This is a genomic window from Mucilaginibacter sp. P5_A4 (genome assembly GCF_056400605.1).
In genome coordinates, this window is record NZ_JBFUKX010000030.1 from 57920 (window position 1) to 72463 (window position 14544).

Genomic DNA, 14544 nt, shown 5'->3' on the forward strand with positions numbered 1-14544 from the left:
AAAAAATTATTGGTCAATAAATCTTGTTTTAACCCAAACTATTCAAAAGTATGAAAATATCTGCTTTTAACATAGGTATGCCCCAACTATGCATACCCAAAAAGTTATTATTAGTTGTGAAAATAACTACACTTCTTCTTTTAGTCGCTATAGTGCACGTCAGCGCCTCATCTTACGCGCAAAGGATAAACCTTTCTGAAACCAACGCGCCTTTAAAAAAGCTGTTTAAAGAGATCAGGAAGCAAACCGGCTACAATTTTATTTATACCGAAGGTATGATGAAGGATACCAAACCGGTTAACATACATGTTAATAACGCTTCCATTGGCGATATACTCGATAAGGTATTTCATGATCAGCCGCTTTCCTATACTATCAGCAATAATACTATAGTAGTTAAGGAAAAGGAAAGCGCTGTTGTCGACAACGTTTTATCCTATATCCCCATCACCATCACCGGTACGGTTAAAGATGAAAAAGGCGAACCCTTGCCGGGCGTTACCGTAGCGGTTGAGGGATTTGCCAACGCTACATCTACAGACAGTAACGGTAAGTATACCATTAAGGCCGATGGCAAGCAAACCCTGGTATTCTCATTTATTGGTTATAAAACGATAAAAAGGCTTATCAATGACGAACAGTTGATAGATATTTCATTGGAGCCTTTAGCCAAGGATTTGACTGAGGTGGTTGTGGTAGGCTATGGCACGCAAAAAAAGGTGAATTTAACCGGTGCGGTTGCCAGCGTTGGCGCCGATAAGCTGGAAAGCCGGCCGATAGTTAACCTTGGAGATGGTTTGAACGGATTAATCCCCAACTTAAATGTTAATCTTAACAACGGGCAGCCGGGCACCGGGGCCAGTTATAGCATCAGGGGATATACAACCATAAGCGGCGGCAGCTCCAGTCCACTTATATTGGTTGATGGCGTGCAGCGCGACCCTAACCTGGTTGACCCAAATGATGTGGCAAGCGTAACGGTATTGAAAGACGCTGCTTCGGCGGCCATATACGGGGGCAGGGCAGCTTTTGGCGTAGTTTTGATTACCACCAAAACCGGTAAAAAAGGCGCGGCGCAGATTACTTACTCCGGCTCCTACACTACATCAAGGCCAACCAAAATCCCTGATTATATCAATTCAAAAGATTATCTGAATATGTTTAACGCCGCCCAAAGATCGGGTGCGAAAAGTGGCGGCTATACATCCAACGATCCTTTTACTGCCCAGGATTCCACTAATATCATGGCTTATTTTAATGATCCTGCCCATAACCCTTCGGCGTATATCGATCCGGGAAATCCGCAGCGGTACCGTTATGTAGGCAATACCGATTGGATCAAGGTATTATACCCGGGTTGGGCGCCTCAGCAGCAGCATTACTTATCGGTATCCGGCGGCGAGGGAAAAACAACCTATTCGGCCAATATGGGGTACTTTACGCAGGATGGCTTAGAAAAAGTGGCCAACCAGGTATATAAAAGGTATACGCCAAGCTTAAAAATTGTATCGGATGTTACCAAGTGGCTTACGTTCAATTTCAATATGTCGATGACGCATACTGATAATAACCAAAGCGCCTATACCAACCAGTCTAACCAGGGTGGCGCATGGATCCCTAACGACCTGCGCCCTTTAATGCCCGTTTATAATCCCGACGGAAACTTCTCGGGCCAGGGTAACTATACCAACCCGGTTGCGGTTATAAAGCAGAATGGGAGGGATATCAACTCCGAAAATGATTTCTGGACAACCGGTCGCATTATATTAAACCCGGTTAAGCACCTTACAATTACCACAGATTATACCTGGAACAGCTATACCGCGTTTGACAGGGAGCAGGTTATCCCCTTTAACGAATATGGTGTCGACGGCGCTTTTTTAAATTTATTCCCGCATACCAACCCTTCAAGGGTATCTGAATACCGGCATAATGATAATTACAATGCTTTTAACGCTTATGCCACGTATGAAAATACATTCGGTACAAAAAACTATTTTAAAGCCCTTGCCGGATATAACCAGGAGTATTTTCATTATGTACTGAGCAATGCCACTGCCAGGAACCTGATAGACCCAACCTTGCCGGCAATTGGTACCAATAACGATACGAAACCCAGTGTAGGCGGCGCAGAAACCCAATCGGCGTTGATCGGCACGTTTTTCAGGTTAAACTATATTTACGACAAAAAGTACCTGTTAGAAGTAAACGGCAGGTACGATGGCACATCCCGTTTTCCGGCCAATCACCGGTATGCTTTCTCGCCATCAGTTTCGGCAGGTTGGAACATAGCCGAAGAGAGCTTTATGGATGGACTTAAAAACACCATTAACGAATTAAAAATAAGGGCCTCCTACGGTCAGTTACCTAACCAGCAGGCGTCAGGCGGTGTATCCTCATCAGCACAGTACCCTTATATAGCTACGCAAAACGCGGGTACGGTTGGGTATTTATTTAATAACCAGCCGGGTGTTACCGTTAGCGCTCCCGGCCTTATAAGCACTACGCTTACCTGGGAAAAAGTAAGAACCAAAAATATAGGGTTAGATTATGCTTTTTTAAACAGTAAGCTAAGCGGAAGCTTTGACTATTTTATTACCGATACTAAAGATATGCTGGTTGCCGGGCAGCAATTGCCGGCGGTTTTAGGTACAGGGGCGCCGTTAAGAAATGCTGCCGACCTGAGAACAAAAGGCTGGGAGTTGAGTGTGAGCTGGAAAGACCGCATGTTTGATAAGCAGCTGTTTTACAGTGTTAGCCTTGGCCTGTCTGATTCCAGGAGTACCATAACCAGGTACGACCTTAACCCAACATTAAGTATAGGCGATTATTATCCGGGCCAGAAACTTGGCAGTATATGGGGCTTTGTAAGCGATGGCTTTTATAAAACCGATGCCGATGCCGCAAAAGTTGATAACAGCGCACTTGCAGGGTATACCTGGCTTGCCGGGGATATTAAATATGCCGACCTGAATAACGATGGAAAGATTAGTTACGGCAGCAATACGGTAACAAACCCGGGCGATCAAAAAATTATAGGAAATACTACCCCACGCTATCGGTTTGGTGTTAATTTAAACCTGGCATACAAAAACTTTGATTTTGCTGCTTTTTTTCAAGGTATTTTGAAAGGCAATTTTGTACCTAACGACTATGTTTTTTACGGATTTAAAGGTAATGAGTGGAATATCCCGTATGCGTACGCAACTGACTATTGGACACCACAAAACCCCAATGCCTATTTCTCGCGCCCAAGGTTTAATGGTTCGGGAAACCAGCAAACCCAAACCGGGTATTTGCAAAATGCCGCCTACTGCCGCATAAAACAAATAACCCTGGGTTATTCGCTTCCGGCACAGCTTATTAATAAACTAAGCCTGCATAAGGTGAGGGTATATGTTACCGGCGCCAACCTTTTTACCATAACATCCATGTTTAAAGGTTACGACCCTGAAATTGTGAGCAATGGCGGCAATTTTGGCACATATCCCATCAATAAATCGGTATCGTTTGGCTTGCAGGCCACTTTATAAACTAATTTAAATCATTAAATAAGATGAAAAATAAGCATATTATATTCATGACATTTTTTGCTGTGATTGTATTGGCATCATGCAAAAAAGATGGCTTTCTTAACCGTTATCCATTGAGCGACATCAGCCCTCAAAACTTTTTTAAAAACGAAACCGATTTGCAGATCTATTGCAATCAGTATTACTCAACGTTACCTGTTCAAAACTTTGTGAATGCTGATGACGATTCTGACGATAAGGCAAATGCCTCTATCAACTCCTACCTTGCAGGCACATCAACAGTGCCTACAACAGGCGGCGGATGGAATTTTGGCTTTATCCGTACCTGTAATTTTTTCCTGGCCAACTATTCAAAAGCGACTATAAGCGATGATATCAAAAACATTTATGTAGGCGAAACGCTGTTTTTCAGGGCCAATGATTTTTGGGGCAAAGTAAAAAGGTTTGGCGATGTGCCTTACATCAACAAATATATTGTTGATACCACCAAAAGTGTTTTATACGGAACGCGTATGCCGCATAAGCAGGTGATGGATTCGGTACTCAAGGATCTTAACTTTGCTGTAGCCCACCTGCCTGCAGATGCCCCGGACGGCCGCCTGAATAAGTATATGGCGCTTGCATTAAAGGCCAGGATATGTTTATGGGAAGGAACTTACCGCAAATATTTTGGAGTAGGTGATGAAACTGTTTATCTGCAGCAGGCTACCGATGCCGCAGAACAGCTCATGGATTCGGGCCAGTTTGATATTTATAGTACAGGGAACCCGCAAACTGATTATTATAACCTGTTTATCCAGGACGAGTTAAAAGGTAACCCGGAAGCTATTATGCCTATGCGATACCTTACAACCGTATTAACCAATAATTTCGACAGGCAGCTGGGCGAGGCCGGCGACGGGTATACCAAGGATTTTGCCCGCTCGTTTTTATGTACCGATGGTAAACCAACCTCGCTTAGTTCGTTGTATAAGGGCGATAATACTCCTGATGACGAAGCCACCAACCGCGACCCGCGTTATAAACAGCAAATTGCAACCAGGGGCTTCGATTTTTTAAATGGGGATATCATTACACTTCCACGTATCGGCACTTCGGTTACGTCTACCGGGTATCAGCCTATAAAAGGCCGCTCATCAAGCCTGGCTGCCTGGAATGCCAGTCAATCCACATTTGATGTGTTTATTTTCAGGTATGCCGAAACATTGCTGATAGAAGCAGAGGCGAAAGCAGAACTGGGCCTTTGTACACAAACAGTATTGGATAATACCATTAACAAATTGCGCGATAGAGTGGGCATGCCTCACATGATCATCGCCAGCCTTGTTAAAGACCCTAAATCGGATTTTCCGGCATTACCTGTATTGATCGATGAAATAAGGAGGGAACGACGCGTTGAATTAGGCGCCGAGGGCTTCCGGTTTGATGATCTGCACAGGTGGCACGCCGGTACACTGATTAATAACCAGGAAACAGCGCTGGGTATGAAGCTTACGCCTGCACTAAGGGCACAATACCCAACAGACCAGGTAAGCAATATTGTTGTTGATGCAAATAATTATATCAGGGTGTACCCCGGTATAACCCGTACATGGAATGATAAGTTATACTTAAATCCCTTACCTATACAGGAATTAACCCTAAACCCTAATCTTAAACAAAATCCCGGATGGTGATGGCTGATTTAAAGTCATGGTCATAAAGGGTCAGTTTAACCACAGCCTTATTTTTAATAAGGTTGTGGTTGAAAATGAGTTGGCTGGGCTTCGGCGCCCAACCCAAACCTCCCCGGAAGGGAGGGCTTTAAAAAAAACCTTGAAGATCAAAAAGTCTCCCCGCCGACCGGCGGGGGAGATTTAGAGGGGGCTTTTTGCTTCGTGCCTTATAATGACGGCGGGATATACGTTCCTCATATCCCGCCGTCATTGCGAGGCACGAAGCAATCCCAAACTATGCAGATCGGATTTGCAAAGCTACTCTGTAATTCGGGGATTGCTTCGTGCCTCGCAATGACGATCTATATATTTATTTTCATACAACCTCTAAAAAAAAATTAAATTAATTTAAAAAGCCTTACGAATTTCTGCAGTGATTGTGTCTTTATATAGGTAATAGGTCAGAGTTGCTTTAAAACATGAATCACAATTAAATTATCAATATTATTTACCAAATGAATTTTAAAAAAATAGTACCCTTTTTTTTCTCTTTCATCAGTTTAAATCAAGCCTACAGCCAAACACCCGATTGGGAAAACGAGCAGGTTTATGGTATCAATAAGGAGGTTACACACGTAACCTATATACCTTATGCCAATATGCAACAGGCCATAAAGGATGTAACCGAAACCTCACCTTATTATTTCAGTCTCGACGGGCTATGGAAATTTAACTGGGTAAAGCAAGCCTCAGAAAGGCCGCAGGATTTTTACAGCAATGATTTTAACGACAGCAGTTGGAAAACAATCCCCGTACCCAGTAACATGGAAATGCAGGGTTATGGAACACCAATTTACACCAACTTTATTTACCCATTTCAGCCTGTACCGCCAAAAGTAATCAGCCAGTCGCCACCCGATTGGACAGTGAGCAAGGAGCCCAACCCTGTAGGCTCATACAGGCGCAGCTTTGATATACCCGCGGGTTGGAACGGCAAAGAGGTGTTTGTGCACTTTAACGGCGTTCAAAGCGCATTTTATATCTGGGTGAACGGGCAAAAAGTTGGTTATAGTGAAAACAGCATGAGCCCTGCCGAATTTGATATAACCAAATATGTAAAGCCAGGCAGAAATAATATAGCGGTAGAAGTATATAAATACAGCGATGGCAGCTACCTGGAAGACCAGGATATGTTCAGGTTTAGCGGTATTTTTAGGAGCGTATTTGTATTTGCCACTCCCAAACTGCATCTGAGGGACTATTTTATGCAGTCGGATTTATCGGCAGATTTTTCATCAGCCAAATTCTCGGTTAAAGCGGCCATAAAGAATAGCGACGTTAAAAAATCTGCAGGCGGTACGCTGGAAGTAAGTATATACCAGCCGGATGGTAAACTATTAAACGGATCTGCCTTTATTACCCAGGATCTGGTGTCAATTAATGCCGATTCGGAAAAAAGCTATCAGCTGGCAGGTAATATCAGCCATCCGCTTTTATGGTCGGCAGAAATGCCAAACCTTTATAAGGTGGTATTCGCCCTGAAGGATAAAAAAGGCAATATACAGGAAGTAGCTGCCTCGGAGTTTGGTTTCCGTAAAGTAGAGATCAAAGACAGCAGGCTTTTTGTAAATGGTAAAGCTATATTGCTAAAAGGTGTAAACCGTCACGAAGTACATCCAAAATATGGCAAAACCATTCCGCTTGAAACCATGATTGCCGACATCAAATTGATGAAGCAATACAATATCAACACCGTACGCACCTGTCACTACCCGGATGACCCGGCCTGGTATAAGTTGTGCGACGAATATGGCTTATATGTAATTGATGAGGCCAACCTGGAAACCCATGGCATGGAAGATAAGCTAACAAAAGACCCCAAATGGAAAGGCGCTTACGTTGACCGGGAGGTACGACTGGTGGAAAGGGATAAAAACCATCCCTCGGTAATCATCTGGTCGATGGGGAATGAATCATGGGGTGGAGAGAATTTTGTGTCGGGTAAAGCAGCCATCCTGCACCTTGACCAATCGCGCCCTATCCATTATGAAGGACAGAACGAAATTGCTGATATAGAGTCGAGCATGTATCCATCTATCGCCGACCTGACCAAAGAGGGTGAAAAAAACTCCGCAAAACCATTTTTTATGTGCGAATATGCGCATGCGATGGGTAATGCCATCGGCGACCTGAAAGAATATTGGGATGCCATTGAATCGCATAAACGACTGATTGGCGGCTGTATCTGGGAATGGGTTGACCAGGGTGTAAACAAAGTTATCCCCGGCGATACATCCGGCAAAACGTTTTTTGCCTATGGCGGCGATTTTGGCGATAAACCAAATGACGGAACATTCAGCATTAAAGGCCTGATAACCTCGGACCGACAAATAAAACCCGAAATTGAAGAAGTAAAAAAAGTTTACCAGTACATTGGTGTAAAAGCAGGGGATATATTACAGGGGAAAATAAGCGTTACCAATAAATATGCTTTTATTAACCTTAACCAATTTGACCTTACCTGGTCGCTGGCTGCCAATGGCAAGGTGATCCAGTCGGGCATAATTGCTCCGTTGAACCTGCCGGGAGGGCAAACGACCACTGTACAAATTCCAATCACCAAACCTGTGCTGCTGGCCGGCGCGCAATACTGGCTTACGGTATCATTTAAGCTGCGCGAGGATAATTTGTGGGCAAAGCAAGGGCACACCGTTGCCTGGGAACAGATGGCTGTACCTTTTGAAACACTGGCCGCACCGGTAATAAATATAGCAAATGCAGCTGATATGGATTTGAAACAGGATGATAGCCGGGTGAGCATTTTGGGTAAATCGTTCAGTGTGGTATTTGATAAAACAACCGGAACTATTGCATCCCTAATGTATGGCAACAGGGCTATTATTAACAATGCGCAAAACGGCCCCATGTTTAACCTTTACCGCGCCCGGATGGATAATGACCGAACCAAAGAGCGTGGTCCTTACATTGAGTGGATGAAAGCAGGGTACGACAGCTTGAAGTATACGCTTAAAAGTTTAAAGCTGGATAAAATCAACAATAAACAGGCAACCATAACAACAGTAACTGATGCCGTAACAGGTTCGGGTTTTAAAGTTACAACTACCGTTAGCTATACTGTTTATGGGAATGGTTTTATCAATGTGGAAGCTCAGTTCAGTCCCGGTAAAAACGACCTGGATATTCCGCGGTTAGGTTTGCGGATGTTTTTAAAGGAGGGACTTGAAAATGTGGAGTGGTATGGCCGCGGGCCTCATGAAAATTATTCGGACCGGAAGGAATCGGCAGCCTTTGGCCAATACCAAAAACTGGTAAACCAAATGCTGGAACCATATGAACGACCGCAGGGCATGGCTAACCGGGAAGATGTACACTGGCTAAAAATAACCGACGAAGAGAATAATGGTATAGAGATAGTTGCCAATGGTAAACTGAACTTCACCACGCTGCATTACACCGATCAGGACCTGCAAAAGGCCGATCATTTGTACCAGTTAAAACCGCGCAAAGAAACCGTATTGAGCCTTGATTACCAACAGTTGGGGATTGGTAATGCCAGTTGCGGACCTATAGCATTGCCCCAGTATTATATTCCAACTGTTCCGGCCAGTATTTCATTTAGTATCCGTCCGTACAGCCCTGTTGTTGGCGATGGAGATGAATATTCCAGGTCGGCAATAAAATAAAACGTTAAAATCAAACACGATGAATAAAAATATTTTTTCGTTATTGCTGTTACTTGCACTATCAGCAGGAGCAATCGCTCAAACCGGTCGTCCACTTACCGATCCTGTGGAATATATTAACCCCTTAATGGGCACCCTGTCAAAACCCGAACTATCAAACGGGAATACATACCCTGCCATAGCTTTACCATGGGGCATGAATTTCTGGACTCCGCAAACGGGCAAAATGGGAGATGGCTGGCAATACCGCTATGATGCCGATAAAATCCGCGGCTTTAAGCAAACCCATCAGCCCTCGCCCTGGATGAACGACTATGGGGTGTTTTCGATACTACCAGAAACCGGTAAAATAGAACTCGACGAAAATACGCGCGCCAGCTGGTTCTCGCATAAGGCAGAAACTGCCAAACCTTATTATTACAGCGTTTACCTGGCCGATTATAATGTAACAACCGAAATTACGCCGACAGAACGTGCCGCCAGTTTCAGGTTTACCTTTCCTAAAACCGATAGCGCCCATATCGTAATTGATGCTTTTGACAAAGGCTCCTATATCAAAATAATTCCCGGTGAGCAAAAGATCATAGGCTATAGCACAAAAAACAGCGATGCCGTACCCGCTAACTTTAAGGATTACTTTGTGATTTATATTGATAAGCCATTCAAAGTAGCATCGGCCTGGCACAACAATAAGGCCGATGATGGTGTGCTTGAGCTTAAAGACGATCATGTTGGCGCTGTTATCAGCTTCAGCACAACAAATAACGAGCAGGTGCATTTAAAGGTGGCCTCATCATTTATCAGCATTGAGCAGGCAGAACAAAATTTGAAGAGCGAAATAGGGAATGATAGTTTTGACGTAACCAAACAAAAAGCCAAAGCGGTATGGAACAAAACATTAAGCCGTTTATCTGTTGAGGGTGGCACAATTGACCAAACCCGCACCTTTTATTCCTGCCTTTACCGGATGCTGTTTTTCCCCAACAGGATGTATGAGAAGGATGCCAAAGGGCAAATTATTCATTACAGCCCTAATAACGGCAAAATATTACCCGGATATATGTTTGCCGGTACCGGTTTCTGGGATACCTTCAGGGCTTTATATCCTTTCCTGAACCTTGTTTATCCATCCATGAACAAAGAAATGCAGGAAGGCCTGATCAATGATTATAAAGAAGGCGGCTGGCTGCCCGAATGGTCGAGCCCCGGTTATGCGCAAAGTATGATCGGCAATAACTCAGCCTCGGTTGTCGCCGAGGCATATCTGAAAGGATTGCGCGGCTATGATATAAACATTTTGTATACAGCATTACTGCATGGCGCTAATAATGAAGGGCCGCTTGAAGCTATTGGCCGTAAAGGAGTTAAATATTATAATGAGCTGGGCTACGTGCCCTATGACGTAAACATTAATGAAAATGCGGCCCGTACGCTTGAATATGCCTATGACGATTTTGCCATTTATCAATTGGGTAAAGCCCTCGGTCGCCCGGCATCAGAAACCGGTATTTATAAAAAACGGAGCTTAAATTACCGTAACCTGTTTGATCGCTCGGTAGGTTTAATGCGCGGCAAGAATAAGGATGGTTCGTTCCAATCACCCTTTAATTCCTTTAAATGGGGCGGCGCCTTTACCGAAGGTAATAGCTGGCACTACAGCTGGGCATCGCTGCATGATATCCAGGGGCTCATCAACCTGATGGGCGGCAAAAAACAATTTACCACTAAACTTGATTCTGTATTTACCCTGCCGCCAATTTTTGATAACAGCTATTATGGCCAAACCATCCACGAGATCCGCGAAATGCAGATAGCAGGCATGGGGCAGTATGCGCATGGCAATCAACCCATACAGCACATGACTTACCTGTACAATTATGCAGGCGAACCCTGGAAAACCCAATACCATGTACGCGATGTAATGAACAAACTATACAAAGCTACACCCGATGGTTATTGTGGTGATGAAGACAATGGGCAAACATCTGCCTGGTATGTATTTTCGGCTATGGGTTTTTACCCGGTATGCCCGGCAAGCGATCAGTATGTATTGGGTGCCCCGTTATTTAAAAAGGTTACCTTAAACCTGGAGAATGGAAAAGTGGTAACTATTAACGCCCCTGGGAACAGCGAACAGCAAAAATATGTAAACAGCTTAAAGTTCAACGGAAATATGTATGATAAAAACTGGTTAAGCCATAAGGCGTTGTTACAAGGCGCGGTTATTGATTTTAATATGTCGGCTGTTCCTAATAAACAAAGAGGTATTAAAGAAGCTGATTTTCCGTATTCTTTAAGCAATGAAAAATAAACCAACATCCTAAAATAAAAATATGACCATGAAAAGAATATTGGCACTCTTGTGTTTACTGGCTGTATCGGCCGCTACATTTGGGCAGCAGGCGCCAAAACCTTACGGCGCACTGCCAGCTGCAAGACAACTAAAATGGCATGAAATGGAGATGTACTGCCTGATACATTTTGGCGCCAATACCTATTTGGATCATGAGTGGGGATATGGGGATGAAGATCCAAAATTGATCAATCCAACGCAGTTTAACGCCAAACAAATTGTTGGGGCTGCCAAAGCCGGTGGTTTTAAGGGGATAATTATAGTAGCCAAACACCACGATGGTTTATGCCTTTGGCCCACCAAAACAACCAGCCATAACATTTCGCAAAGTAACTGGAAAGGGGGGAAGGGCGATATTTTGAAAGAATATCAAATAGCCTGCAGTCAGTTGGGTATGAAGTTAGGTGTTTATTGCTCTCCCTGGGACAGGAATAATCCTCATTATGGCAAACCGGAGTACCTGCAAATTTATCGCGCACAGTTAAAGGAGCTTTATAGCAATTACGGGCCATTATTTGCTTCGTGGCATGATGGCGCAAACGGCGGCGATGGTTATTACGGCGGGGCAAAAGGAACCCGGAGTATTGACCGCACCACTTATTATGACTGGGAAAATACCTGGGCTATTACCCGTAAAATGCAGCCGGGCGCGTTTATTTTTGGAGATGTTGGGCCCGATGCCCGCTGGGTAGGTAATGAGTTTGGTCACGCGGGCGAAACGTGCTGGGCAACCTACACACCGCATGCGCCGGATGAAGGTAAAAAACCAGCAAACGGGTATGTTATATCCGAAGAAGCCACCGAGGGTACGCGTAATAGTAAATACTGGATGCCGGCAGAGTGTGATGTACCCTTAAGGCCGGGCTGGTTTTATCATGCTTCACAAAATCCGCAGGTAAAAACTCCATCAGAGTTGCTTGACCTGTATTACGAAAGCGTAGGCCGTGGCGCCGATCTTGACCTTGGTCTTTCCCCTAATCAAAAAGGACTGCTTGACCAGGCAGATGTAAACTCATTAAAAGGTTTCGGCGATCTTGTAAAACAAACATTTGCCGTTAACCTTGCAAAGGGCGCCAAACTAAAAGCAAGCAATGTACGTGGAAACAACAACGCCAAATTTGGGCCTCAATTTTTGCTGGATAATGACAGGTATACCTATTGGGCTACCGACGATAAAATAACACAACCCGAACTTACCCTGGATTTAAGCGGCGTAAAAACATTTAATGTGATCCGTTTGCGCGAGAATATAAAACTGGGCCAGCGCATTGAATCTGTAGCGGTGGATGCTATGCTAAGCAGGGAGTGGAAAGAAATTGCAACAGCTACCAGTATAGGCGCCAACAGGCTCATCAGGCTGCCCAACAATATCACAGCAAGTAAAGTGCGACTGCGCATCACCGGTTCTCCGGTTTGTATTGCCTTAAGCGATTTTGGTTTGTTTAAAGAGCCGGTTCATTTAAAAGCCCCGGCGATCAGCAGGGAAAAATCGGGCACGGTTCAAATTAAATCCGGGGACAGCAAATTGGCTATACGTTATACCCTGAACGGAACCGATCCGGTTTTAAGTTCACCGCTTTATAGCCAGCCATTTGCACTGCCCAATGGCGGTACGGTTAAGGCCAGGTGCTTTAACAGCGGAAAACTTGCAGGCGATATCAGTACGCAGATATTTGGCGCAAGTAAAAAGGGCTGGAATGTTATACAGGCTCCAGCCGGTACCAATGCCGAATACGCAATTGACGAGGAGGAGGGTACAAACTGGAACACGCTAAACGCCGGTTTGCCTTTCCCGCAGGAGGTTGCGGTGGATATGGGTAAAGTGCAACAAATAAATGCCTTTACCTATTTGCCAAGGCAGGATCAAAAAGTAGAGGGGATTATTGATGGGTATGCCTTTTATATTAGTGATAATGGCAAGGATTGGAGAATAGCCCGCGACGGCGTATTTTCAAATATGGAAGCTAACCCCGTTCAGCAATTGATAATACTTAAAGAGCCGGTAAAGGCCCGTTATTTCAAATTTACGGCATTACATACCAATCATGGAAAAGGGGTTTCGGTTGCCGAATTAGGGATTATTATAAAATAAAAAACGAGTCCGTTATCTGTTCATAATTAAAGTATAACGAAAATCCGCAAAAGGCAGGTTATTCCTTCTTAAACAGCTTATATACATAACCTGTTACTCACCCCAAATGGGACAAGGTCATTTAAATGATTTTTGTCCCATTTTTTGTATCCGGCTGTTGCCTTTTAGTTAAACAGTAAGGTTTCTGTATTTAAGCTTGCACGAAATTATCCTGTCAAAAACTCGAAATATTTATCTAAATAATTATTATAAATTTTTGATTATTAGATATTTAAGTCATAGCTTTAATGTAACTAACCAGTTACAAACACTAAATATTCAAATCATGAAAAAGTTTATTGTATTCTTTTTACTGGCAATGCCATTTGCGGCAATGAGCCAGGCACACAGCGGTTATACCGCCAGTTATTCGTCAAGTTTTGCAATAGCAGACCAGGCTTATTCAGAGAAGATCCTGACGCTTTGGAAAGATTTTGAAAATAACGCCCTGGATAAGCACCTCGAATGGTTTGCCGACACGGTAAATATGATGATGTCAACCGGGAAAATGATAAAAGGAAAAGCAGAAAACCTTGCCAGCGTAAAGGCATACAGAAATTCAATAAAGAATTATAAGGTTACCTTAGATGCCTGGGTGAGCCTAAAAAGTACAGACAAGAACGGAAATGTGGTTTGTATTTGGGGAACAGAAGAATTTACTGATAAAGATGGGAAGCAAGTTAAATCGCGTACGCATGAAGTATGGGGATTTAATAAGGATGGTAAAATTGACTTGATGCTGCAATACTCGGGCGAAGGGGGGATGTAGCAATATTCACTAATATTTTGAAGGCTGCCTAAGGGTGGCCTTTTTTATGGACTTTTAATATCCGCATAAAACCGGAGTTTATCTCATCGTCATTGAGAGTATCCACCAGAAAAATACTGGAAAAAACAGTAATGACGCGTTGGTTTTAGAACCCAACAACACCATGTCATTGCCTTTGGTCTAACAAAAGAAAAAACAATAAAGATTGCTGTTGTTAGAATGGGGGGTGCAGGGGGGTGTTAAGAACTAAAAACTTTGTGGAAAACGTTATTGTAAAAGGCAGGGTGAACTTTTGTCATTGCTAGTCTAAAGGACTTAAACTCGTATTAGTTCCCTGCCTTTTATGATTGCCCAAGGCCCAGCTATAATACTTTCTTTGTACCATCAAAGGTTATTGGC

Annotated in this window: 6 protein-coding genes; all 6 read left to right on the forward strand. The window is 43.7% G+C overall.

The window, feature by feature from the left end:
- Positions 1–50: 50 nt before the first annotated feature.
- The 6 genes from AC1DQW_RS17560 to AC1DQW_RS17585 all read left to right on the forward strand — a co-directional run bounded on the left by AC1DQW_RS17560 (position 51) and on the right by AC1DQW_RS17585 (position 14145).
- Positions 51–3533, forward strand: a complete 3483-nt coding sequence (locus AC1DQW_RS17560) for a TonB-dependent receptor (RefSeq protein ID WP_477455276.1) — start codon at positions 51–53, stop codon at positions 3531–3533.
- 23 nt (positions 3534–3556) lie between these two features.
- Positions 3557–5209 carry a RagB/SusD family nutrient uptake outer membrane protein gene (locus AC1DQW_RS17565; protein WP_477455277.1) on the forward strand — a complete coding sequence of 551 codons (1653 nt, stop codon included), beginning with the start codon at positions 3557–3559 and terminating at the stop codon, positions 5207–5209.
- A 494-nt stretch (positions 5210–5703) separates the two neighbouring features.
- Positions 5704–8892, forward strand: coding sequence for a beta-galactosidase, LacZ type (gene lacZ / locus AC1DQW_RS17570; protein ID WP_477455278.1), 3189 nt, complete (start codon positions 5704–5706; stop codon positions 8890–8892).
- A gap of 19 nt (positions 8893–8911) precedes the next feature.
- Positions 8912–11203, forward strand: coding sequence for a GH92 family glycosyl hydrolase (locus tag AC1DQW_RS17575; RefSeq protein ID WP_477455279.1), 2292 nt, complete (start codon positions 8912–8914; stop codon positions 11201–11203).
- A 28-nt stretch (positions 11204–11231) separates the two neighbouring features.
- Positions 11232–13337, forward strand: coding sequence for a discoidin domain-containing protein (locus AC1DQW_RS17580; protein ID WP_477455280.1), 2106 nt, complete (start codon positions 11232–11234; stop codon positions 13335–13337).
- Positions 13338–13662: 325 nt separating this feature from the next.
- Complete coding sequence (locus AC1DQW_RS17585; RefSeq protein WP_477455281.1) at positions 13663–14145, forward strand: hypothetical protein; 483 nt, start codon at positions 13663–13665, stop codon at positions 14143–14145.
- Positions 14146–14544 lie beyond the last annotated feature (399 nt).